Raw genomic sequence first — 24,915 nt, 5'->3', positions numbered from 1 at the left:
ATTTCTCGAAGGATTTTTCATTTTTACATGTAATTATTGAATAAGCTCATCCACATTTACATATGGAAGTCCTTGTGAATCTGCAACAGCTTTATATACTAGTTGTCCATCTAAAGTATTAACACCTTTTTTCAGCGCAACATTGTCTAGGCAAGCTTGTTTATAGCCTTTATTCGCAATTTGAAGTGCGTATGGAATTGTATTATTTGTTAAAGCAATTGTTGATGTACGTGGTACTGCTCCAGGCATATTCGCAACTGCATAATGTACAACGCCGTGTTTTACGTATGTTGGATCATCATGTGTTGTGACACGATCTGAAGAAGCAAAAATACCACCTTGGTCAATAGCTATATCCACTACTACAGAGCCTGCTTGCATTGATTGAATCATTTCTTCTGATACAAGCTTTGGTGCTTTTGCGCCTGGAATTAATACGGCACCAATTACTAAATCGGAAGTTTTTACAGATTCTGCAATATTATAAGGATTAGAAATCAATGTTTGAACATCACGACCAAACATATCTTCTAATTGGCGTAAACGCTCAGGGCTTAAATCGATAACTGTTACGTCTGCTCCCATACCAACAGCGATTTTCGCAGCGTTAGTTCCCGCGATACCACCACCGATGACTGTTACTTTACCGCGTTGTACACCTGATACACCACCAAGTAGAATACCTTTACCAGCATGATTTCTCTCTAAGAACTGTGCACCGATTTGTGTAGCCATTTTACCTGCTACTTCACTCATCGGTGTTAATAATGGTAGTGAACCATTTGCTAATTGAACTGTTTCGTAGGCAATCCCTACAACTTTTTTATTTAAAAGTGCCTGAGTCAATTCAACTTCTGGCGCTAAGTGTAAGTAAGTAAATAAAATTTGACCTTCATAGAAGTAATCATACTCAGAAGCTACAGGCTCTTTTACCTTCATAATCATCTCTTGCGACCAAGCTTCTTTAGCAGTTTGCACAATATGGGCACCAGCTGCAATATAATCAGCATCCGTAAAGCTTGATCCTAAGCCTGCTCCAGTTTCAATGTACACCTCATGGCCTGCATGTGTTAAAGTAACAACTCCTGCTGGAGTCATTGCTACACGATTTTCATTGTTTTTAATTTCCTTTGGAATACCAATTTTCATAGTTTCCTATCCCCTTCCATTACGTAAAAAATCAGCATCATTTATGTAATTAAAAATTGATGCACCCCTTGCAATTCCATATTACCAAACAAATAAAAAAAAAGCTTTAATTAAAATAAATACAAATAAAATTTCTAACATTTCCAAAATACAAAATATTTAAACGGTGATTTTACATACTAAATTATTATATTTATAAAATAAAAAGGAAAATTATAGTGATATATACTCTTCGATTACGAAAGCCAAAATTACGTTTACACGTTGCTAATAGTGGGAATTAAGTAATTATATTTTCTTCATGAAATGCCTTCACTTTTTCATAATTTTTCTTCCGGAAAGTATTTCCTTTAGAAAATCATTTGGTATAATCAACATATACAAATCAGGGAGGTTTTTCAAATGGCTAATCATTATAAAAGCATTGTGGTTGCAGTAGACGGTTCTAAGGAAGCTGAATACGCTTTTCGTAAATCAATTGACGTGGCGAAGCGTAATGAGGGTTCTGTATTAAATTTAGTGAATGTTATTGATACACGTTCATTCGCTGCGATTGAAGCATACGACCGTTCCATTGCAGAACGTGCTCAAGCATTTTCTGAAGAACTATTAAATGGTTACAAAAAGCAAGCTGAAGATGAAGGTATCGCAAACGTTAACCTAATCATCGAATATGGTTCTCCAAAAAATATTATTACTAAAGAGCTTTCTAAAATTGTAGACGCAGATCTAATCATTTGTGGTGCAACAGGTCTAAATGCAGTAGAGCGTTTCCTAATTGGTTCAGTATCTGAAGCAATTGTACGTTCAGCTAATTGTGACGTTCTTGTCATCCGCACACCTGAAAACTAATCAGCAATACATAAAAAGGTATCCTACTGTAGGATACCTTTTTGACTTCTATGAGCAATTACTTGCCCTCTTTCCACATTTTCACTTTTTCAAAGAATAAAGCAAGTGCCTGTTTGTTTTGCATATTTGGTACTTTTGCTAAAAGCACTTCTTTAGGTGATTGACATTCCTTCGATTGCTTTTGCAAGATGACAATGCTCTTTTCTAATGATTTATTGGCAAACATGGAATCAGGTAGTTGAATAATCGCTTGAATCCAAGCATGCTTTTGAATGTATTTATGAAGTTGCTTAGACTGCTCTGAATCAAAAAGATGTGATGGCGCAAGGAAAAATAAGTAGCCACCTTCCTTTGTATAATTCATAGACTGCTCAATAAATAAATGGTGGGCATAACTCATTCCCTCAGGCGCACACAATTCATACTCAAGGGCAATTTCTTCATTTGGATAATAACCAACAGGTAAATCACATACTACTGCATCTACAGGATTTGCCAATAAATCTTGTAAGGCATCCTGACGATATAAAGAAATCGGTTGCTCTGTTAAATCAGCTGTTGCTGCAGCCAAACGTATAAGGAGCTCATCTACCTCTACACCAGTAGCCTCTACTTTACCATCTAATAAATTCATAACTGTTAGTAATAAATTCCCCGTACCTACTGCTGGATCCATAATCGAAATTTTGTCATGCTCAAGACGTTCAGCAAAGATTTGTTCAACAAAATAGCCCACTAATAATCCTAACGTATCAGGCGTCATTTGATGGTTTGGTTGAGAACTTTTTCGCATTCCTTTTAGAATGGCAATTTGAATAGACTTGCGAATATCCTCTTTTGTCGCATCCTTTTGTGAGAAATCCACTTCTCCATCCAGCCACGCCTCTAGCCCATCTAGTAACCCCTCTAACAAAGTTGTATTGTGTTCTTTTTCGATTTTTTCAGCATGCTCATTTAGCATACCAAATAATTTCTCGATGTTTTCCATAGATAACTTCCTTTCAAGCAGAAAAGAGCCGTGACAAACACTCGTCACAGCCCCTTTGTCTAGTATTATCTTAGCCTAAAAGCAGGCCATTATGCTAGTGCTTTAACAGCTTCAATAGCCGCTTCATAGTTTGGATGGTCTGTTGCCTCAGGTACATACTCAACATATGTTACTTTATTGTTTGCATCCACAACAAATACTGCACGTGTCAGAAGACGTAATTCTTGAATATACACGCCATAAGCCTCACCAAATGAAAGGTCGCGGTGATCAGAAACTGTTTGAACGGCATCAATACCTGCTGCCCCACACCAACGTTTTTGAGCGAATGGAAGATCTACAGATACTGTATAAATCACTACATTATCGCCTAAGTTAGCTGCTTCTTCATTAAAACGACGTGTTTGCGCATCACATACACCAGTATCTAATGATGGTACTACACTAAATAAACGAATTTTCCCCTCTGAATCTTTTAATGTTACAGGTGAAAGGTCATTCGCTAATACTGTAAAATCTGGTGCAGAATCGCCCACCTTTACTTCATTACCTACTAGTGTCACTGGACCATTTTTAAATGTTACTTGTGCCATATAAACGCCTCCTAATCTTCATATGTACATAATATTACTAAATGAAGGGAATTAATTGCAACTAAGATAGCTTACTTTATTCTAAGTGTTAGCTAGTAATAGAAAAGACTGTCTCTTCATTTGAGACAGTCTCTTGTTTATTGTTCATTTTTTTCTTCTAGTTTTTCTAGCTCAGGTTTTCCCTCTTGTTCAATAGAAGCTATCTGCTCTTCCTTTTTCTCTATAGAAAGTGGCACCAAGTTCTTTTCAATATAGACTTTCTCATGCACCACGGTTGTATCGGCGAAATAATCATGCAACCCTTGAGTGTCTGGCAAAATAACTACCAAAATATAGAGAGGCATCACAATATTATTAATCATACGCCCAATCCATTCACGGAATAACACATCTGACCAAGTAAGGTTATCATGCTTTAATGAAATAACACGTAGCCCAAATACCATCTTCCCTAGCGTTTGACCAAAGAATTTCGTCATAAGGACAAAATAACTGTAATAAAGAATCGCAGATATAATGGAGATTGGAGCATACCAAACTGATTCTGATAAGGACCAGTCCATTAAATAAAAGATAGGATTAATAAGTATGCCAACTACAGCAGATACAATAAATCCATCCAATAGAAATGCCCACAATCTGATCCAAAAGCCTGCCGTTTTTAATGTGTAATTTTTTTGTCTTGTGGAATCTTCCGTGCCATTGTTAAAAAAGCCATTTTCCATTGAGGGTGAACCTTGCATAACAACTTCATTGTTTGTCATTGAACTCCCTCCTTAATATTCACCGTATAAATACATCATTTTCGGTGCATTGTAATCAGTCATAATTTTCATTAGCATTTTTTCCTCTGCAGAAGGACCGAACATAGAGCCAATTTTCATTCCAACATAAGATTGCCATCCGCCCATATCATAGGCATATTCAAATAATACAGCATCTTCTAGTCCAAAATCTGCGCGTAAGGCAGCAATGGCAGCTTCTTCGTCGCCAATTTCATCAACTAAACCTGCTTCAAGTGCTTTTGTACCGCCAAGGATACGTCCATCCGCCACTTTCTTCACATCAGCTTCTGACATATTACGTCCTTGTTCAACGATATCTACAAATTCTTCGTATGTTTCATTGATCATATCCTGCATCATCGCTCGTTCCTCTGGTGTCACATCACGCATTGGACTTAGCATATCCTTATGCTCGCCAGATTTAAACGTTTCGAATTTGACACCTACTTTTTCAGCCAATGCTTGATAATTAATAGATTGCATGATTACACCAATCGAGCCTGTAATTGTATCACGATGGGCAAATATTTTATCTGCTGGAGCTGAAATATAATAGCCACCAGATGCTGCCATCGAATCCATTGATACATAAATTGGAATTTGTCGTTCTTCTTTAATTTTTAATAGCTTTTTATAAATTTCAGCAGATTCTTTTACCCCTCCACCCGGAGAGTTAACACTTAAAACAATCCCTTGAATCGTATCATCGTACAAAATATTATCCAATTGATCTAAGAAAAATTGATGATCATATGCAACAGGTTGCCATAGTGAACTTGATCCAATATCTTGGATTGTTCCATCTACCTTTAAATAGGCAATCCTTTTATCATAATTATCTCCTTCAATTACATTTTCATATACATCTAGGTTATTTCCTGCCATTAAACTGTCAAAATTACCTAGGAAATCTGCTTTAAATAGTGCAAAAATGGTATTAATCCCTAATGAAAACAGTAAAAGAACACCAGCAACTATCAATGCAACCCACCTTTTAACATTCATGTCTTTCCGCCTCCTTAACTCGTAATACGTATGACTTGCTCATTTGTTTCATTTTTTTGCAATAATATGCAAAAAGTTTTATTCTATTTATTTCCTCATAATACCTTACCTAAAAATATAAAAAAAATCAAAGTTCATTTCTTTGCATGAACTTTGATTTTCGACATTATTTCCTAGGAAATGATTATTGTACAAGCTGTTCTAATTCTTGTTGTCTTAATTCGACACGTCTAATTTTACCAGATGCAGTTTTGGGTAACTCCGTAACAAATTCAATAGCACGTGGGTATTTATAAGGGGCCGTTAATGATTTGACATGATTTTGAAGGGATTGAATAAGCTCTTGATTACCATTAACACCATTATGAAGGATAATGAACGCTTTAACGATGTTCCCACGAACTTTATCGGGACTTGCAATGACAGCAACCTCTTTCACAGTCGGATGCTTCATCAGCGCATCCTCTACTTCAAAAGGTCCAATTGTGTAACCTGAGGAAATAATAACATCATCTCCGCGGCCTTCAAACCAAAAATAGCCGTCCGCATCTTTATAAGCTCGATCCCCTGTTATATACCAATCACCACGAAATTGTAAATTAGTACGTTCAGGATCATTTAAATATGTTTTAAAAAGTGCAGGTGTTTCTCGATGAACAGCAATATCACCTACTTCTCCTATAGCAACTGGCTCGCCAAAATCGTCTATAATGTCAACGGTATTGCCTGGCGTAGGTTTACCCATCGAACCAACTCTTGCGTCCATACCAACCATAGTCCCTACAAGAAGTGTATTCTCAGTCTGACCATAACCATCTCGCACTTGTAGATGGAAAGTGTCTGAGAATTTTTTAATGACTTCACTGTTCAATGGTTCACCTGCTGAAACAGCTTGTCGAATTGAACTGATGTCATACTCCTGTAAATTTTCAAGTGCTGCCATAAAACGATATTCTGTCGGTGTGCAACATAAGACATTCATCTTAAATTTTTCAAGCAACGCTAAATATGTTGCTGCATCAAACTTTCCTTTATAAACAAATGCAGTGGCACCGCTGCCTAAAATCGCGAGAAACGGACTCCAAATCCATTTTTGCCATCCTGGTGCTGCAGTTGCCCATACAATATCATTTTCTTGTACGCCTAGCCAGTGTGGGGCTGTTGTCCGTAAATGTGCATAGCCCCAGCTATGAGTATGAACAGCAGCTTTCGGGTTACCTGTTGTGCCACTTGTGTAAGCTAAAAAGGCATGGTCTGTACTTTTTGTTGGTGTAGAACTTATGTAAGTTGTTGGTTGCTTTCGCATTTTGTCTACTAACGGCTGCCATGGTTCATGTGCATCTCCGATAACAAATTGCTGTATATTTTGTAGATTTCCTACTTGATCAAATTGCTCAATATAGGGCTCAAAGGCTACTACAGCTTTAGCATCAGCATGATGAATACGATACTCAATATCTTTTGTTCTTAGCATTTCAGAGCTTGGAATGATTGTTAAACCCGCTTTTAATGCAGCAATATAGACAATGTATGCTTCTACTGAGCGTGGTACCATCACTAAAATGACATCACCTTTAGTTAATCCATTTTTTGTAAAGACATGTGCCGCCTGATTCGCTCTTTCAAGTAAATGTGCGTAGGTGATAAATTGTACATCAGAATGCTCATTATAAATAATCAATGCGTTTTTAGTTGAATCCTTTGCATATTTTTCAAATTCATCTGTTATGTTGTACCATTCTGGTGCTACTAATTCTTGTCTATTCATGGCAAATGCCCCCTTTTGTTAAGACACATTATACTCCTTTCTTAGTATTTTCAATGGTTTACACTTGATTTAAGTAAAGTCATGACAACTATCATGCTTAGCTATATGGCATCAGTCACGTTTTGTCGATAGGAAAACTTGCTATTGAATACATACGAAAAGTATGGTACATTTTGGTCAACTAAAAGCAAGATTGCAGGGGGACTCATAAAGAGTTGAGAAGGTAAAACCTGACCCTTTGAACCTGTTAGTTAATACTGACGTAGGGAGCAATGAACATCGTTTTTTCAGATGAAAGGCTCTTTTTCGTGCATTTTTACGTAAAAAGGGCCTTTTTTGCATGCTTACGTCCACCCATAAAGGAGGACTAAAATGATTTTTCAAACAATTCGTCAACAACAACCGCTTATTCACTGTATAACTAATTATGTCGTGGCTAATTTCCAAGCCAATGGTCTATTGGCATTAGGTGCCTCTCCTGTCATGGCTGATGATAGCCATGAGGTTGAGGAAATGGTCGCCAATGCAGACGCTCTTTTAATCAATATTGGTACACTAAATGATCGAATAAAAGAATCAATGCTGTTAGCAGGAAAAAAAGCAAATACCCTTGGCATTCCTGTTATATTAGATCCGGTTGGCGCAGGTGCCACAGTTTATCGCAAGGAAACCGTACATCTATTACTTTCAGCTATTCAATTTGCAGTCATACGTTGTAACAAGGGAGAGCTTGCGGCATTAGCCAATGTGGAATGGCAACAAAAAGGTGTTGATAGTGGTGAGGGATTTATTGACATAGAGACTGAGGCTACATTATTGGCTCAACGCTACAACTGTATAGTCATTGTTACAGGCAAACATGATTTTATGACAGACGGTGTGCATAGCGAATGGATTACAGGTGGAAATTCACAAATGACTGAAGTAACGGGTACAGGCTGTTTACTTAGTGCTATATGTGGAGCAGCCTTCTCTTCAGGAGATGATCCGTACAGCCAATTAGCGGAAACACTCACATACTATAAAAAAGCAGCTGAGTTAGCATCCGCATTTACAGAGGATATTGGGGATATTCAAATTGCTTTGCTTAATGCCTTACATCGTCTTTCAAAGGAGGGTGAGGCTTCATGCATATTGTAACGACAATTGCAGGCTCAGATAGTGGCGGTGGCGCTGGTATTCAGGCTGATTTAAAAACATTCCAGGAATTAGGGGTTTTTGGCACCTCCGTTATTACAGCATTAACTGCTCAAAACACACTTGGTGTAACAGAGGTTTTCCCAATTGAAGTTGACTTTGTTGAAAAACAATTTCATGCATTACTAGAAGATTTTTCGATTACTGCGATTAAAACAGGTATGCTTTATTCCTCGGAAATTATTCAAGGTATTGCACACATTATTGACGATTTAAAAATCCCACTAATCGTTGATCCCGTTATGATTGCAAAAGGTGGAGAAAGCTTATTGCAGCAAGAGGCTATCGAGGCCATGCGCATGTCTTTACTTCCTCTTGCTACAATTGTGACACCAAATATACCGGAAGCAGAGGCACTTACGGGAAAAAAAATAAATCAATTCTCGGATATGGAGGAAATTGCTCAATGCTTTTTCCAACTAGGTGTTCAATGTGTCATCATTAAAGGTGGGCATCTCCCCAATTCGTTATATGCAATTGATTATGTATTTATAAAAAATGACAAATCATTTTCCATGCAGTCTCCTCGTATTACGACGAAAAACACACATGGTACAGGTTGTACATTTTCAGCAGCTATCACTGCTTTTCTTGGTCAAGGTTTGACCATTGAAAAAGCTATTATCGAAGCTAAAAGATTTATACAATTAGCCATTATGCATGATTTAGCCATTGGTAAAGGTCATGGCCCCACAAATCATTTTGCTTATCAGCTGCATAAAGGTGCCTGCGAGGTGAAGTTACTTGAAACGTGAAGATTTACAGCTTTATTTTATTATGGGTACAAGCAATGTTTCCCAACAGGAACCTTTAGCTGTACTCGAACAAGCGCTACGGGCTGGCATTACTATGTTTCAATTACGCGAAAAGGGTCCTTATGCATTAACAGGATTAGCTTATGAGCAATTTGCCCACCAATGCCAAAAACGATGTCAACATTACCGTGTGCCGTTTATCATCAACGATGATGTGGATCTAGCAGTTCGACTTGGTGCTGATGGTGTTCATATTGGTCAAGATGATGAACAAATTGCCATTGCACGTAAGAAAATGGCAAACCGGCTCCTTGGCGTTTCTGTACATTCACAGGAAGAACTACAAACGGCTATTGACCATCATGCGGACTATGTAGGAATTGGACCTATTTTTGCCACAACATCTAAAAGTGATGCACAACCACCATGTGGCACAAATTTTTTACAGCAAGCTTCCAAGTTGCAACCTAACTTGCCCATCGTAGCTATAGGTGGAATAAATTGGACAAACGCTAATATTGTTTTGCAAGCTGGTGCTGACGGAGTTGCTGTTATTTCTGCTATCTGTGACAGTAAGGATATTGTACAAACAGTATCCATGTTTAAGTCTTTATCTCGCATAAAATAATGATTGATAAACAAACTAAAACCAGTGCCTTTTACGGTCACTGGTTTTGAGTTTATAAATGCTTAGTTAGCATTTATTAGTTGTTGTTGTTTGGCATACCTTTTAATTGAGATTCTGCCATTTGTACAAGACGTTTAGTGATTTCACCACCAACGGAACCGTTAGCACGAGCTGAAGCGTCAGCCCCTAATTGAACACCAAATTCTTGTGCAATTTCGTATTTCATTTGATCAAGTGCTTGTTGTACTCCAGGTACTGCAAGCTGGTTTGAACTGCGGTTGTTGTTTGAAGCCATGTTTCTCACCTCCTTGTGAATATAGAATGTGCGTTATTAGATTTTTAATACAAAAAAAATAAAGGTAAAATGTACCTCTATTGGCATCTGGCGAACTATACAAAAAAGCCGTCTCAAATAAGCTATTTGAGACGGCTTTTGAAATTTTGATTTATAAAAGATCAGCAAACTTATCTTGCTTTTGCTCTTCTTCTTTCTTAGGGAAAATATAGACCTCACGATTTTTGACCGCGCGTGCTATCAGTTCATCAAAATCAGAAAAGCTTTCGTAATGCTCAACCTTTTCGAGCTTAGGCTTTGTTTTAGGACTAGCAGGCGTAAAGATTGTACAGCAGTCCTCAAAAGGCTGAATAGATGTTTCATATGTGCCGATTTGTTCAGCTAACTCAATGATTTCTAATTTATCTGATGAAATTAACGGTCGTAAAATAGGTGTATTCGTTACTGCATTTATTGCCGTTAAGCTTTCAAGTGTTTGACTTGCTACTTGTCCAAGACTTTCTCCTGTGACAATCGCAAGAGCACCGATTTCTTCTCGCACTAGATCAGCAATCTTCAACATCATACGACGAGTTGTTGTCATCGATACATTAGAAGGTACTTTTTCTTTAATCAGAACTTGTATTTCAGTAAAAGGAATAACATGCAATCGTATATTAGCTCCAAATTTCGTTAACTCATTTGCAAGCACTTTTACTTTTTCCAATGAATTTTCGCTTGTATAGGGCGGACTAAAAAAGTGAATGGCTTCTAAACGGACTCCGCGTTTCATCATTAAATAACCTGCAACTGGACTATCAATACCACCTGAAAGCATTAACAATGACTTCCCGTTTGATCCTACAGGCATTCCGCCTGCACCTGGAATGACTTGTGCCATCATATAGGTTGCATCATGGCGCACTTCTACACGTAACTCAATATCAGGTTTCTTCACTTTAACAGATAAATTATTAAATTGGGGTAAAACATATCCACCAATCTCCCTTTGTATCGCGTGTGATTCTAATGAGAAGGTTTTATCAGTACGTTTCACTTCCACTTTAAACGTATATGGCTTTTCTTTAAATGTCTCCATTATCGTAATCGCCAGTTTTTTCATACTTTCCATATCTTTTTCACATGCTGCAACAGGACTAAATGATTGAATACCAAAAATTTTAGGCAAACCTGTTACTAGTGTTTGCATTTGTGCTTCATCCTCTATCGCAATAAACATTCGATCACGTTCTGTACGAATATGGAGATGTCCTAAATCCGCAAAAGCATGACGGATATTTTCACGTAAACGGCGGATAAAATCCATCTTGTTGCGACCTTTTGTAGAAAGTTCGCCATATCTAATTAAAATTTCTTTCCAAATCATTACTTTATTTCTCCTTTAAGCTCTAGCATTACTTCTGCTAATACTTGTTTAAACTTTTCAATATCTTCGACAGTGTTATGTGCACCAAAACTAATACGGATGACACCTTTTTTATAATGCTCATCTAGATGCAATGCTTCGACAACATGACTTGTTTTAGTTTGCTTCGAAGAACAAGCACTGGATGTTGATACAATAACGCCTCGTTTTTGCATCGCATTAATGATGACTTCCCCTTTTAAATCGCGAACACTGAAAGATAAAATATGTGACGCTCCCTGCGGAGTCGATAAAATATGAATAGCTTCTCCATATTCGTGTAGCTGTGCAAGTATTTCATCATGCCATTGACGATAATTTTTTGCATGGTCATTCATAGTTTCGATGGCCATTCGAGCTGCCTTTGATAAAGCGACAGCTTGTGGAACAGCAACAGTCCCACTACGCAATCCAAATTCTTGGCCACCACCAAGTGCAAATGGCTGCCATCTTATCGCTTTACGAAATGCTAATACACCGGAGCCTTTAAAGCCATGAATTTTATGGCCTGAGATTGAAATACAATCCGGTCCCTCTTCACCCTTAAAGGATACAGCCAATTTTCCAAAGCTTTGTACAGCATCCACATGCAAAGCTGCCCGGCTCATTTCATGGATTAATTTAGCAGCTTCCCCTATCGGTTGAATCGCACCCATTTCATTGTTTACATGCATCATACTTACCAAAATTGTATCTTTACGTATTTTTGCACGAAGTTCATCTAACGAAATAACACCATGCTGATCAACATTTAAATATTCCACTTCAAAGCCCTCTTTTGAGAGCTGTTTAACAGTCTCTAAAACAGAAGGATGTTCTATTTCAGTCGTTAAAATATGCTTTCCTATATGTGTATTACTCCGTGCTATTCCAAAAATCGCCGCATTATTCGATTCTGTACCACCTGAAGTAAATAGCACATTTTTTGCTTCTGTTTGCAAAATATCTGCTACTTGCTCACGTGCACGCATTAATAAATCATTTGCTTCAACACCCATCGCATGGATAGATGCAGGATTGGCATAATACTGCTCATTCACAACCATAAACGCCTGTAGTACTTCTTTTAATGGTTTTGTTGTGGCACTATTATCTAAATAAATTGTATCGTTCATTATATTTTCACACACTTTCAAAACGTTGATGTAACGGTTTTTATCATAACGCAATCTGTGAAGATTGACCACTAACTTTAACGATAATTCATATTTTAATCATTAGAAAGGATGGTACTTACAATTTTTTTAACATCGTAATAAATTCCGTTGGCGTACTAAATTCAAGCTCTTTCACAAATCCTAATTTTTCATAAAGGAATATCGCTCGCTTATTAAATTGGGCAACTGTTAAACGGAGTGGCATAGCGTATTCTTGCTGGATATTATTGATGATGAATGAAAAGAATTTTGTACCAAAACCTTTTCCTGTTAGCGTTGGCTTCATGCCAATACCAATATCTATATACTCTTTTGAATAAGCGTTGAAATCATGTCCTTTTGGCACTTGGGCAGCTGACCCTGTGCAATAAAAACCGATTAATTCCTCTTGTTCATTCATAATGGCGAAGTAAGGATTGTCAAGAAATTCCCGCAAGGATTCCTCGGATAATTCATTATTATAAAAATCATAGGGCTCTTCGTATTGCCAACATATAATTTCCTGAGCATACTTTTCGTTCATATTTCGAATTAATAGTTCCACTCGTATCACATCCTTTACAAAATTTAAAAAGAAAGCTGTCTAAAAAGTAATTGCTATACTTTTTAGACAGCACAAATGTAGTTTTAATTTTTTGCCATAGACTGTTCTGCAACCATTTCTTGGATGCGTTTTAATGCACCTGGCTCCATTTCTTCCACCGCTGTCCCTGCTTCCTCTAATGCTTTGGAGTAGCGGAATTGATGGAATGCTTCCTCAGCCTCTTTTAAACGTGCATTTAATGTAGGATTAGATGCACGATGACGATTGCCATACTGAATAATGCGCTCAATAAGCATTACATTCTCTATTAATTCTTGTGCTTTTGCTTTAACATCCTCTACACAAAGTGTCGCAGCATTTAAATTATTATGAACCGTTCCCATATTAAGCGGAACTTCCTGCAGACTTTGCATAACTACATATATATGCTCTGCCGCTTCATCAAGTCGTGCGTCCATCTCTTCTGGGACTCCTGGAATATTCGCCTTATTTAGGAGACGATCTGTATCTTGTAATATTTTCTTTAAGTTTTCGACTTGAGCACGGGCTTTATTTTCATCAATACGAAGTTTCTTCATTGTATTAGACAGATGACCTTGCTCTTCATGGATTCGTTCAAGCTCTTCACTTATTTCTATTAATTCTTCTTGCAAGCTTGAATACGCAGACTTTTCTTCTTTGACACGCATGGATAATAAATCATAACGACGTTGCAGTGCTTCCAATTGCTTTAATGCAGCTTTTGGAATTTCAGCATCCTTTTCGTTTAAGTGATAGCTTTGTTGTACATAGGTTGCCTCATCACTCACTGATTTTGTAGACGTTATAACGTTTGTGATTGAGCTTAATAAACGATCACAATTTTGATCCACATAATTTTTAGCAATAACCTCTTTTTCCAGTAAATCATAAAAATGATCGATTTCTTCATTTATTTCTGTTACACGAGGTTTAACAACCATTAAATTTAGCTCTGCTAGGTCATTTTTTAACGAAGCAAATTCGTTTTCATACTTATTTAATGCCTCTGCTAATTCTAAATGCTGCAGATAGTAAGATTGGTCTTCCATTTCCCGTTGACCATTACGCAATTCCTGAACTGCTCCTGGGAGCTTAACTTGTAATTCCGTCAAAATTGTTGGGACATCATTAATATATTCGAATGTCTGCTGTGATTCCTGATTTAAGCTAATTACAATTTCCCTTGCTTGCAGGTAATTACCCTCATTCGTCAGAACATCAAATTTTTCAAACTTCTCAACAAATTCCTCTAGCTTTTTCTCCAGTGCAGGTAGTGCTACACCGAAGGAATGCTGGTGTGCTAGCAATGTTTTTCTCGCAGAACGGTAATATTCCTTTAACTGTTCAATTTCAATTCTATTTTTTTCTTCGCTGCCAATTAATTCATTTAATTCCTCTAAAATTTTATCTTTATCTTGGTCACATTTTTCAATATAGTCTTCGATTTCACGTTCAATTAATGTCGCTTTTTTAAAACGAAGTCGATTAATTTGATCTTCTGCATCAAATAAAAGTGAATCGATTTTAGTCATATGTACATCGATGACTTCATCCCAAATATTGCGCCATCGTTCAAACATTTCTTCCGTTTCACCGTTCATGTTCAAAGATTTTACTTTTGAAATTTCTTCATTTATAGGTTTATGTTGTATTTGTAATTTTTCATTTTCAAGTTTTGCAATAATTGCAACATGTTTTCTTCGCATCATAAATCCTACTATGGCTAAAATTAATAGTAGGATAATCGGAATGATGATATACTCCATCGTAAGCCTCCTATTCTACAATAAACGAATTGGCTAGTTGTATTTATTATATACTATGTTTTCGCCTTTTGTACTAAAATTTAAGTGATTTTCAGAAAACTGTATTTTTGCTATTGTAAAATATCAAAATAGCGGTCTATAGATCTAAAGGAGTGGTACATTTTGAAACGTGATGGGCATATACATAGTCCTTATTGTCCACATGGCAGTTCGGACACGTTCATTCAATATATTGAAAAAGCAATTTCTCATAATTTCACTGATATAACGTTTACAGAACACGCCCCATTACCAGACGGTTTTATTGATCCTACACCACAGCAAGATAGTGGGATGAAACCCGAGTATCTTATGCCATATATTAAAGAATTACAATGCCTGCAAAAACAATATGCAAAAGATATTCGTATTCGTATTGGGTTAGAAGTTGATTATATCAAAGGATTTGAACAAGAAACTCGTCATTTTCTTGATACATATGGACATTTTTTAGATGATGCCATCTTGTCAGTTCATTTTTTACAGTGGCAGGACACCTTTGAATGTATCGACTTCTCTCCCGAATGCTTTATTGATTTCTCTAAGAAAGTTGGCTCTGTTGAACAGGTGTATCATTTATATTATGATACAGTCCTACAATCTATAAAGGCAGACCTTGGTTCCTATAAACCAAAACGGATTGGACACCCATCACTTATTCATAAATTTCAGCTAGCACATCATGAGAAAATAATTGACGGCACTCGAATTCACCAGGTTTTAGACATGATGAAGCAAGATGGCTATGAATTAGATGTAAATAGTGCTGGTTTAAGTAAGCCATTTTGTCTGGAGCCCTATCCACCATTTGCCTTTATCAATTATTGTCATGCTATTGAATTACCTTATGTATTTGGTTCAGATGCCCATAGCGTGGCTGATTTACATCAACATTATAATGTTATATTACCGATCTAAATAACTTTTAAACGAGGTGCTTATATGTTTACACAAATTAATTATGAAGGATCCATTGCTGACCAATATCTTACACTATCTAAGCAATTAGATGCACTACTAACTGGCGAAACAGATCAGATTGCAAATTTAAGCAATGCTTCTGCCATTCTTAATCAATTTTTAACAAATATTAACTGGGTTGGCTTCTATCTCTTACAAGATGATGAGCTTGTACTTGGACCATTCCAAGGTCTACCTGCCTGTGTTAGAATTCCGGTTGGCCGTGGAGTTTGTGGAACTGCAGTGGCAACAAAAGAAACGATTGTTGTCAAAGATGTACACGATTTCCCAGGACATATCGCCTGCGATGCTGCCTCCCAATCTGAAATTGTCATACCTTTAATGAAGCAAGGTGAGATTATTGGTGTACTTGATATCGATAGTCCTACTGTGAATCGCTTCTCACAGGATGATCAAGATGGATTAGAGCAATTTGTTCAAACATTATTGCTTCACATATAAGGTGTTAAAAAATTGCCCTGAAATGGATTTTCATTTCAGGGCAATTTATTTTATAGTACCTTTTACATTAATGCCATCCATCTTATTGATTTGTTTGAAAAGAATCACCATGGATGCAAAAACGATTTTTACCACTATTTTTTGCTTCATAAAGAGCAGTATCGGCATGTAAGAAAACAGATTGGAATGCCGGTCGGTCTTGATCATTCCATGTAATGAGACCTGCTGAAATCGTTACTTGAGGGTCCGTGGCACTTGGGATTACTTCAACGATGGCTGCTGCTAATTCTAAAGCTTCTTTTTCACTGATATTAGGTACATATACAGACATCTCTTCTCCGCCCCACCTTGCACAAATTCCTCGACTACCTATTGTTTCCCTCAACTGAACGGCAATCTGCATAAGAATTTTATCACCCACTTGGTGACCATACGTGTCATTAATTCGTTTAAAATTATCAATATCAATAAGTAAAAACATACCTGATTGATCATACTCAAGCGACTTTTCTACAAAATGATCTAGGTAACTACGTGCATATAGTTTTGTTAAATGATCCAAATCGACCATTTCCTGAAGCTGTGTTCGTAAAATAGAGTTTGCAATTGCTAAAGATGAGTGGTGGATTAAAGACTGCATTAATTTAAAGCTATCAAACGAAAAGAAATACGGCTCTTTATGTAAGACGATACTAAAGCCATTGATCTTTTCCTCCATTAGAATGGGGATAGCCATTATGGAACGATAATCAATTTGTTTAGAGGTTAATCGACTAAAATCAGCTATAAACAGCGGATCATTAGTTTGAGTAAAATGTTGTTCAACATGCTTAATATACGTTTGACCCTCTTCAGAACTAAATAACGAAGTACTTGCCCCCGTTACTTCAAAGGTGTCATCTTTTTTAAATGCGAAGCAAACTTCCATTGGTTGAAAAGATTTTAGTAACTGCTTTTGTAGGAAAAGTAACATTTCATGAATGTCAATCCTCATATTTAAACGATGTGATGTTTCATTGATAAGCTGTAAGTCACTGACGAGGCGATGCGACTGATGATATAACTTTGCATTTTCTAGTGCATTTCCTGACGCCTGTGCAAGCATCCGTACAAAATCTTTTTCAGTCGTTGAAAAAAGGTAAGTAGTTGGAGCACTTACTTGTAATATGCCATAAATTGCCTGCCTTCCTTTAATAGGAGCATTTAATAATCGGCAATTTAAATCACTCGCAAGTTCAGTTGTTAAATCTCCTGATACAAAAGCCTCAATAGTTGTAGGTCTTTCGGATAAATAATCAAAAAGCTTAATATCGATGGTCGTGTGTCGGTCTTGATCATTCGATAATATAAGCTCTACATTGAATTCAGGGAAGTTATCCCTTATATTTTTCAATACATTTTCTAAAATTAAATCAATATCCATTGTTGAATGAAATAAATCAGTCATGTTATATAGTTTTCTATATTGGTCTTCATTTATTTTTACATCTAAATTATCTTTCATCATTTGAAGAGCCTGAGAAAGTATTTCTATACATTTTTCGCCGTAATCTGAGGTCATAAAGTCTGTCCAAGACTTTGTTGCCTCCACAAGTAATACACCAATGGGATTATTGCCCTCTGCTTGGAAAAGCACCATATCTGTCATCATTGAATAGGCCTGTCTTGCCTTTAATATATAAGGAATTTTCACTACTTTTTGTTGATAAAAACTAGCTTCGATCATCAGCCATGACACAGCATTTAGCTTTGTTTCAATTGTTAATGAAGCCATCTCCTCAATAGGTATTAAAGAATTACCTTCAAAACTAAGAAAAGCTACATTATCAATTTCCAAGTGTTTCTTAAGACACTGTTTTAATGAATAAAAATACCCATTAAAACTAGCTTGTTCTTCATTAGAACTCACCCAAAAGCTCAAAACATCAGATTTTATATATTTTAGCGTTTGTAAATGGTCTGTCATGAAATCACCTTTTCTATATAACGTCCAAATCAATTACTATTAACTTATAATATATTATACATAATTTGTGTCATTTTGACTATGTAAATTCTCCCTTACTTTTACATTTTAGATTTTACAGCGTATCTTTAACTATTTCTGACACATTAGGAATGTACAGTGAGGAAATTCCTACTATACGCCTGTTACAAAATTTTAAATACTAATAATTGACGTACATGTCCTAAGCAGTTACAATGAAGGTTGTGTAAAATAAACGCAGCAGTGGTATAAGCTTATATTGTATTTTATTCCTCTATTTTCTTCTGTACAACTACTTAGATAGTCAACTATTAAAAATAGATGGTGTATCGCGTAACCTAACGGCTGCATAGGCGAAAATACATGAAAATAAAATGCGTGTAAGAATGGGTACTACTGGTTTTTGTTTTACAACAAAAAAACCAAATTTAAAGGAGGAGACAACAATATGTCTCGTTATACAGGTCCATCTTGGAAATTATCACGTCGTCTTGGTATCTCACTAAGCGGTACAGGTAAAGAAATCGAAAAACGTCCTTACGCACCAGGACAACACGGTCCAAACCAACGTAAAAAATTATCAGAATACGGTTTACAACTTCAAGAGAAGCAAAAACTTCGTCACATGTACGGCATGAACGAACGTCAATTCCGTACACTGTTTAACCGCGCTGGTAAAATGAAAGGTGTACACGGTGAAAACTTCATGATCCTTCTTGAAACTCGCCTTGACAACTTAGTTTACCGTTTAGGTTTAGCTCGTACTCGTCGTGGAGCTCGTCAATTAGTTAACCACGGTCACATCTTAGTAGATGGCAAACGCGTTGACATTCCATCATTCAGCGTAAAACCAGGTCAAACGATTTCTCTTCGTGAAAAATCTCAAAACCTTGCTGTTGTAGGTGAAGCAATCGAAGTAAACAACTTCGTACCTGACTACTTAACATTTGACGCTGACAAAAAAGAAGGTACATTCACTCGCCTTCCAGAGCGTTCTGAGTTATCAGCAGAAATCAACGAATCATTCATCGTAGAGTTCTACTCTCGTTAATTTTTTAACGATAGAAATCTTCGGATTCTTAAACCCCGTAATCTTGGTATACCAAGTGTTTACGGGGTTTTTGTTTTATATTCACTTTCTGATATTATAACTAGGCGTTTTTACTTCAATAAAATTATTTACTTCATCAATAAATATAGTTGCAGTCCATCCGCTTATCGATAAAAGAAAAAAACCAAAATGAATTTCTCCATTCTGGTTAAAGTCATACTATTTGAGTTTCCCATAAAATAAATAGCTTGATTATAAACTTATCTTACCATTTGTTAATTATAATCGCTCTAAATCTTGGTACTCTTTCATATAAGGGCCATCCTCTGCTACAAATGAATGATACATGGCCTTTACTGCAAAATTTTTCTCTAATCCCATTTCAGATTTTAGCTTTTTTAATTCATCATGCAGTACTCGATGTTCATTGATAAGCTTTAGCATAACTGTTTTATTATATTTCATTACATCCGTCCTTTTGTTTAATTACAACTTTGAAATAATTAAATTCTGTTCTGTGGTTCTGCATTTAATCGATTTTTTCCTTCTAAATACGCATTAATGCACCATTAGGCTTTGGTAATTCTTGAGCTGATATCTGATTCATTTTACAAAAATGTTGAAAAAATTGTTGTGCCTGCTCTCGTTCATTTGGGTCACTTTTCAACGACATGATATCAAGTAAAATTTGGGCCATCCATATATTTTCAAAATAACGGTATTTACCAGTATTCCATGTCATTTTGTCAGGAGATTTTTCGTTTGTATAATATTTCCAAAAAAGCAGCTGATCTGATTCCTGTTCTGTAAGTTGAATTCTGTATGTCGAATGAGCAGGAATATATCCATTTTCACAAATTTTGCCGACAAAATCTTCTTTCACCATATAGATACCTAAGATGCGTCTTTCTTTTTCAAGCTTACTGGAATCTATTGCTGTTAATAGCACAGCGCTATTCGGGTGCAAGCGGCTCGGCTTGTTTGGCTTTCCTTTGTTATTACCACTTTTCAATACTCCTGAGAAAACTTTCCACTCTGAAAAAGCAGTAATCTGTTCTTCCGTGTCACACCAAAAAACCATTTGTGATGCAGGATGAAGTTTATGGTTTTTCATAAGTTTTTCATGTTCCAAGCGAAGTGCCAGTTTTTTTCGTTGTAGATTTTTTTCCTCTTCCTTCTTCAATTCCGCTTCTTTTCTTTCATTTTCCTTTTTTTGTATAATCTCTTCAAGTGACTTAGCATCACTTTTATCATGCAGCTGTAGATGTTTTCCAAATACATCAGGGAAAACAAACTTTTTATTTTCAGATGCGAAATCGATTTCAATACTAGAATCATTATGCTTAACGATACTACCTACGCCGAAACGCTTGTGCGTAACTTTCTTATTGATTAGATTCATTATTCTAGTCCTCCTTATGGAATAAAAAAACTCGGTTACCATTAGATAATAAATTAATAATTATTCAACCAACTTCCTTAAAAGTTTACAAAACTGTGTTAATTTTTTCTTTAGCTTTAAAAAAATATAAAAAAAGCACCCAAATTCTATCTGTAAAAAAGGACATCGGATTTTGAAATACGATTTCAAAAAATGATTATAAGACTATTATAACATTTTTTGAAAATTTCACAAATTTATTATTGACAACATATTTTATCTTAAGGTAAAATTATAATTTATTCTCTGAATTTCTTTAAAATAAAGACCTAAAACAAGTCTCGAAACTTCTTGAAAATGCCAGTAAAAATAACCTCTTGTCCCACACCTCCTCTATAAACGAAAACAAATAGTCTCAAGAAATGATTCTACAATTATGGACCATATAAAAAACCCCAATTTTGCAAATGATTATTGCAAAAATTAGGGTCAGAATTTGTTTAAACCAAGCTGATCGTATCTCTCTAGATACCAGCTCATTTTAATAACTAAAATTTAGCCTGATTTGTTTATTAAGGTTCCGGGCTTTTTACCATTTAATCGTAATTTATGAACAATCAATTCGAACCTACGCTTCTTCCACTTTTAATCATAAGCGCAGAAACTAATCCAATACTAAGTGTTGTAGCAAGAAGAAGGAAGGCTACAGTAAAGCTACCAGTTTGGATAAAATAAACAGATATGAATGGTGCAACACTTGTTCCAGCAAATAAAATGACTGTATACATAGAGACCGCAATCCCTCCCATATTCCAGCCTAACTGACTAACAAGTGTTACTAATGAAGGAACCGCCAGTGCAATCCCACCGACAAATAAAATACTAATAATCGTTAAACCAGCTATTGTTGAAACAAAGCTCATCACCGTTAGTGAGATAATCGAAAGACATAAGGCCATTTTTAATACAAACGCAATGATATAACTGAATATCAAATTTCTATTGGTAAAAATAATACCGATTTTCTTCAGAGGAGCACATATATTTTTAGATTGGTTCTGAAGTACTCCCTTCGGTAAGATCCACACGACTAACAAAGCAGTTATAACATACACGGAAGCAAGCACATAAAAAATGACGTGCCAATGACTATGTTCACTTACATATCCACTAAACACCTGCCCAACTATACCCGCAACAAGAAATCCCGTACTGATAAAACCAATGGCCCCAACTTTTCGATCATTTGGAAAAATCTCAAGAGTATAAGCAAGTGCTACTGGTGAAAATGTTGCTGCCGCAAGCCCTTGTAATCCTCTCAATAAAAGAATAACAGAAAAATCATTAACTAATCCTAGAAGTAACGTGATCATGCTTAGTGAAAAAAGCCCAAATACAATGACATTTTTTCGACCATATTTTTCTGATATCGCACCATAGAAAAAACAACCTAGTGCAAATCCAAGTGAAAAAACACTTGATGTAAAGCCTGCTTGAGCCAATGAAATATTAAAATAATCACTGAATAAACTAATCAGAGGTATTGTTAAATAGAGGCTCGACATCACTACCATACCTGTCCAGGATAAAATAGTTGTCATTAAAGCATAATTTTCTCGATTACCTGAAAGTACAATACTCATTAAATAAATCACCCTTTTAGTTTGATTAACTTATAGTTAGATAATCTAATTAAACGATTAAAAATTAAACTGTACCAACATAGCTACAGTTTAACGCTCCACATTTAGTTTTCTTTGTATTGATGTTAATAATTTACTCACTAGCTTCTCAAATACTTTTCGTTCATCAGGCTCCAAATCAATTAAATTAGAAGCACACGACGACCAATATGTCGGTAAAACTTCAGCTATAAAAGTACGACCTTCATCCGTTAAACTTACATAGATCTTCCTCCGATCTTCCTTACTATGATTTCGTACAACAAGATTTCTTTTTTCTAACCAATCGAGCATTGACGTTGCAGATGCTCTCGTAATTCCCAGTCGTTTGGCTAAAGCAGACGGAGTCGCATGTCTCTCCCCATGTAATGTCAGTAATAGCAATAAGTCTAATTTACTTTCTGTAATACCGAAAGGAGCTAACTCATTGTCTGTTACATCTAAAACATAATCACTTAACCATAACAACATTAAACCCAATTTCGCATCTTCATGATTTGTTTCATTTGATGAAGACATCTGAATCAGTTCCACATACGGCTCTATACCTAAGGCTGGTAAATCATCTTCATTCATGTACGTTTTCTTAAATTTTGTCATTGAATCACCTTTTAATTAGATTATCTAACTATCAACCATTCTAACTATAAATTTAGTTGAAGGCAAGCACTTTATTTCCACAAATTTCTTCAAAATAAAAGCTACTCCTTTTTTAGTGCAAACACAATGCCTCTCAACGATCATAATCCCCTCTCACTTTGTGACAATTTTATGTACTTTAAAATAGTAATTACTTAGTTTCAAAATAATATATTCACTACCTTAATATTAAAAATTAAATATCAGTTATTTACTATTCTTAGACCACTTCAAATAGAACCGTTTTCCAAAAAATATATTTTATTTTTATAGTAAAACATTTTCCAAACCATATTATAATCAATATTCTTATACAATTCTTATTTTTAAAGAACCTTTTGATAAGCTAACTTTTTTGTAAAATAATAACAAGGATAAAATGAACAATTTTAATAAAAATACGAGTTGAACTTTAACAAAAAATAGAATACGATGAATTCCGAAAGGTGGTTCACCATCATTCAAGCAATAATAATTTTTAAAAAGGGGTTGGAAGTATGTCAGACGTTCTAAAGCAATTTGTTATGCCGAAAACAAACTTATTTGGACCTGGAGCAATTCAAGAAGTTGGTAAACACTTAAATGATTTAGAAGTGAAAAAGACATTAATCGTAACAGATGAGGGCTTACACAAATTAGGTCTCTCTGAACAAATTGCAAACATCATTACAGCTGCTGGAATTGATGTAGCAATTTTCCCTAAAGCAGAACCAAATCCAACAGATCAAAATATTGAAGATGGCATTGCAGCTTACCATGCTGAAGGCTGTGATTCAATCGTTTCTCTTGGAGGAGGGAGCGCTCATGATGCAGCAAAAGGTATCGGACTTATTGCTTCGAATGGTGGACGCATTCACGATTATGAAGGCGTTGATAAATCACAAAATCCACTTGTGCCATTAATTGCTATTAACACAACGGCTGGTACTGCTAGTGAAATGACTCGTTTCACCATTATTACAGATACAGCACGTAAAGTGAAAATGGCCATTGTTGATAAACATGTGACTCCGTTAGTTTCGATTAACGATCCAGAACTGATGATTGGTTTACCTCCTGCTCTAACAGCAGCTACTGGTGTTGATGCATTGACACATGCTATTGAATCATTTGTTTCGACTAATGCTACACCAATTACGGATGCTTGTGCTGAAAAGGTACTTCAACTAGTTCCCGAATTCCTACCACGTGCTTATGCAAATGGAGCTGATTTAGAGGCACGTGAACAAATGGTATATGCCCAATTTTTAGCTGGTATGGCCTTTAATAATGCTTCACTTGGCTATGTCCATGCAATTGCTCATCAGTTAGGTGGCTACTATAACCTACCTCATGGCGTATGTAATGCGATTTTATTGCCACATGTTTGCCGCTACAATGTAACAGCACGTACGGAGCGCTTTGCTCGCATTGCTGAATTATTAGGTGAAAATGTGGAAGGTTTAAGTAAACGAGATGCTGCTGAAAAAGCTATTTCAGCGATTGAAAAGCTATCAAAAGATTTGAATATTCCTAGCGGCTTCCGTGAACTAGGTGCAAAAGATGAGGATATTGAAATTTTAGCAAAAAATGCGATGCTAGATGTATGTGCTGAGACAAATCCTCGTAAGGCAACACTAGAGGATATTAAACAAATTATTACAAATGCAATGGGCCCTATCGTAAAAAAAGAGACATCGCTTGAAGCTGTTGCTCTTTCATAATTAATGTTAAAAACAAAAGGTGGAGATAAACAAAGCGTTTTCTCCACCTTTTTTCTATGCACTAAAATAAAAAAAACGTAGACACATTGTTTAGAATGCAAAC

24 protein-coding genes and 1 riboswitch are annotated in these 24,915 nt (G+C 36.0%); of the genes, 8 read left to right on the top strand and 16 right to left on the bottom strand.

From position 1 onward, the window contains the following. Positions 1-33: 33 nt before the first annotated feature. Positions 34-1,149, bottom strand: a complete 1,116-nt coding sequence (gene ald / locus KVT27_RS12590; RefSeq protein WP_008176820.1) for an alanine dehydrogenase — start codon at positions 1,147-1,149, stop codon at positions 34-36. A 402-nt stretch (positions 1,150-1,551) separates the two neighbouring features. On the opposite strand from ald, the gene KVT27_RS12585 reads away from it, so the two are divergent. After that, positions 1,552-2,001: a universal stress protein gene (locus KVT27_RS12585; RefSeq protein WP_008176818.1), complete on the top strand. Its 450-nt coding sequence runs from the start codon at positions 1,552-1,554 to the stop codon at positions 1,999-2,001. A 58-nt stretch (positions 2,002-2,059) separates the two neighbouring features. Here the strand turns inward: KVT27_RS12585 and KVT27_RS12580 are convergent, their stop codons facing one another. The 5 genes from KVT27_RS12580 to mbcS form a co-directional block, all read right to left on the bottom strand. Next, a complete protein-coding gene (locus KVT27_RS12580) occupies positions 2,060-2,989 on the bottom strand; it encodes a class I SAM-dependent methyltransferase (RefSeq protein ID WP_036119563.1) in 930 nt (309 codons plus the stop codon). An 89-nt stretch (positions 2,990-3,078) separates the two neighbouring features. Beyond that, the gene (gene tpx / locus KVT27_RS12575; RefSeq protein WP_036119564.1) at positions 3,079-3,582 is read right to left on the bottom strand and encodes a thiol peroxidase; all 504 of its coding nucleotides are present in this window, start codon (positions 3,580-3,582) and stop codon (positions 3,079-3,081) included. Positions 3,583-3,719: 137 nt separating this feature from the next. After that, positions 3,720-4,346, bottom strand: a complete 627-nt coding sequence (locus tag KVT27_RS12570; protein ID WP_217581424.1) for an RDD family protein — start codon at positions 4,344-4,346, stop codon at positions 3,720-3,722. A gap of 12 nt (positions 4,347-4,358) precedes the next feature. Next, positions 4,359-5,372, bottom strand: coding sequence for a signal peptide peptidase SppA (sppA, locus tag KVT27_RS12565; RefSeq protein ID WP_036119566.1), 1,014 nt, complete (start codon positions 5,370-5,372; stop codon positions 4,359-4,361). Between the two features lie 184 nt (positions 5,373-5,556). After that, positions 5,557-7,140 (bottom strand): acyl-CoA synthetase MbcS, encoded by a 1,584-nt coding sequence (gene mbcS, locus KVT27_RS12560; protein WP_217581423.1) that lies wholly within the window; start codon positions 7,138-7,140, stop codon positions 5,557-5,559. Positions 7,141-7,327: 187 nt separating this feature from the next. Next, positions 7,328-7,426, top strand: a riboswitch (TPP riboswitch). A gap of 86 nt (positions 7,427-7,512) precedes the next feature. Here mbcS and thiM point away from each other — a divergent pair. Genes thiM through thiE form a run of 3 tightly spaced genes read left to right on the top strand, consistent with a single transcriptional unit; the run spans position 7,513 to position 9,720 of the window. Continuing rightward, on the top strand, positions 7,513-8,280 hold the full coding sequence (gene thiM / locus KVT27_RS12555; RefSeq protein WP_217581422.1) for a hydroxyethylthiazole kinase: 768 nt from the start codon (positions 7,513-7,515) through the stop codon (positions 8,278-8,280). Further along, entirely contained in the window at positions 8,268-9,092 is an 825-nt protein-coding gene (gene thiD / locus KVT27_RS12550) for a bifunctional hydroxymethylpyrimidine kinase/phosphomethylpyrimidine kinase (RefSeq protein WP_217581421.1), read from the top strand. Before thiM ends, thiD begins: the two co-directional genes overlap by 13 nt. Next, positions 9,082-9,720: a thiamine phosphate synthase gene (thiE, locus tag KVT27_RS12545; RefSeq protein ID WP_036119573.1), complete on the top strand. Its 639-nt coding sequence runs from the start codon at positions 9,082-9,084 to the stop codon at positions 9,718-9,720. The genes thiD and thiE overlap by 11 nt, the downstream gene beginning before the upstream one ends. Positions 9,721-9,796: 76 nt before the next feature. On the opposite strand, the gene KVT27_RS12540 is transcribed toward thiE, so the two are convergent. From KVT27_RS12540 to ezrA, 5 genes are all read right to left on the bottom strand, one after another. Beyond that, positions 9,797-10,015, bottom strand: a complete 219-nt coding sequence (locus KVT27_RS12540; RefSeq protein ID WP_008176803.1) for an alpha/beta-type small acid-soluble spore protein — start codon at positions 10,013-10,015, stop codon at positions 9,797-9,799. Positions 10,016-10,166: 151 nt separating this feature from the next. Next, the gene (thiI, locus tag KVT27_RS12535; protein WP_150907018.1) at positions 10,167-11,381 is read right to left on the bottom strand and encodes a tRNA uracil 4-sulfurtransferase ThiI; all 1,215 of its coding nucleotides are present in this window, start codon (positions 11,379-11,381) and stop codon (positions 10,167-10,169) included. Next, a complete protein-coding gene (locus KVT27_RS12530) occupies positions 11,381-12,535 on the bottom strand; it encodes a cysteine desulfurase family protein (RefSeq protein ID WP_036119577.1) in 1,155 nt (384 codons plus the stop codon). The genes thiI and KVT27_RS12530 overlap by 1 nt, the downstream gene beginning before the upstream one ends. 118 nt (positions 12,536-12,653) lie before the next feature. Continuing rightward, positions 12,654-13,121: a GNAT family N-acetyltransferase gene (locus KVT27_RS12525; RefSeq protein ID WP_036119579.1), complete on the bottom strand. Its 468-nt coding sequence runs from the start codon at positions 13,119-13,121 to the stop codon at positions 12,654-12,656. 83 nt (positions 13,122-13,204) lie between these two features. Then, a complete protein-coding gene (gene ezrA / locus KVT27_RS12520) occupies positions 13,205-14,908 on the bottom strand; it encodes a septation ring formation regulator EzrA (protein ID WP_217581420.1) in 1,704 nt (567 codons plus the stop codon). Positions 14,909-15,070: 162 nt separating this feature from the next. On the opposite strand from ezrA, the gene hisJ reads away from it, so the two are divergent. Both hisJ and KVT27_RS12510 read left to right on the top strand, forming a co-directional pair. Then, positions 15,071-15,865, top strand: a complete 795-nt coding sequence (hisJ, locus tag KVT27_RS12515) for a histidinol-phosphatase HisJ (protein ID WP_036149430.1) — start codon at positions 15,071-15,073, stop codon at positions 15,863-15,865. A 24-nt stretch (positions 15,866-15,889) separates the two neighbouring features. After that, positions 15,890-16,369, top strand: a complete 480-nt coding sequence (locus KVT27_RS12510; protein WP_008176791.1) for a GAF domain-containing protein — start codon at positions 15,890-15,892, stop codon at positions 16,367-16,369. 82 nt (positions 16,370-16,451) lie between these two features. Here KVT27_RS12510 and KVT27_RS12505 read toward each other — a convergent pair whose 3' ends face one another. Continuing rightward, positions 16,452-18,335, bottom strand: a complete 1,884-nt coding sequence (locus KVT27_RS12505; RefSeq protein WP_036119585.1) for a sensor domain-containing diguanylate cyclase — start codon at positions 18,333-18,335, stop codon at positions 16,452-16,454. Positions 18,336-18,804: 469 nt separating this feature from the next. Between KVT27_RS12505 and rpsD the strand changes: the two genes are divergently transcribed. Beyond that, positions 18,805-19,407, top strand: a complete 603-nt coding sequence (rpsD, locus tag KVT27_RS12500) for a 30S ribosomal protein S4 (RefSeq protein ID WP_025114455.1) — start codon at positions 18,805-18,807, stop codon at positions 19,405-19,407. 279 nt (positions 19,408-19,686) lie between these two features. Here the strand turns inward: rpsD and KVT27_RS12495 are convergent, their stop codons facing one another. The 4 genes from KVT27_RS12495 to KVT27_RS12480 form a co-directional block, all read right to left on the bottom strand. Beyond that, positions 19,687-19,872, bottom strand: coding sequence for a hypothetical protein (locus KVT27_RS12495; RefSeq protein ID WP_008176785.1), 186 nt, complete (start codon positions 19,870-19,872; stop codon positions 19,687-19,689). An 82-nt stretch (positions 19,873-19,954) separates the two neighbouring features. Continuing rightward, entirely contained in the window at positions 19,955-20,809 is an 855-nt protein-coding gene (locus tag KVT27_RS12490; protein WP_036119588.1) for a hypothetical protein, read from the bottom strand. Positions 20,810-21,405: 596 nt separating this feature from the next. Further along, positions 21,406-22,431 (bottom strand): MFS transporter, encoded by a 1,026-nt coding sequence (locus tag KVT27_RS12485; protein ID WP_217581419.1) that lies wholly within the window; start codon positions 22,429-22,431, stop codon positions 21,406-21,408. A 90-nt stretch (positions 22,432-22,521) separates the two neighbouring features. Further along, positions 22,522-23,070 (bottom strand): MarR family winged helix-turn-helix transcriptional regulator, encoded by a 549-nt coding sequence (locus KVT27_RS12480; RefSeq protein ID WP_051998102.1) that lies wholly within the window; start codon positions 23,068-23,070, stop codon positions 22,522-22,524. A 536-nt stretch (positions 23,071-23,606) separates the two neighbouring features. On the opposite strand from KVT27_RS12480, the gene KVT27_RS12475 reads away from it, so the two are divergent. Further along, complete coding sequence (locus KVT27_RS12475; protein ID WP_036119594.1) at positions 23,607-24,812, top strand: iron-containing alcohol dehydrogenase; 1,206 nt, start codon at positions 23,607-23,609, stop codon at positions 24,810-24,812. Positions 24,813-24,915: the final 103 nt, after the last annotated feature.

This window comes from Lysinibacillus sp. GbtcB16, assembly GCF_019091145.1.
Taxonomy (GTDB): domain Bacteria; phylum Bacillota; class Bacilli; order Bacillales_A; family Planococcaceae; genus Lysinibacillus; species Lysinibacillus fusiformis.
Note: the sequence above shows the minus strand (reverse complement) of the source record. Positions and strands in the feature narration are given on the sequence as shown.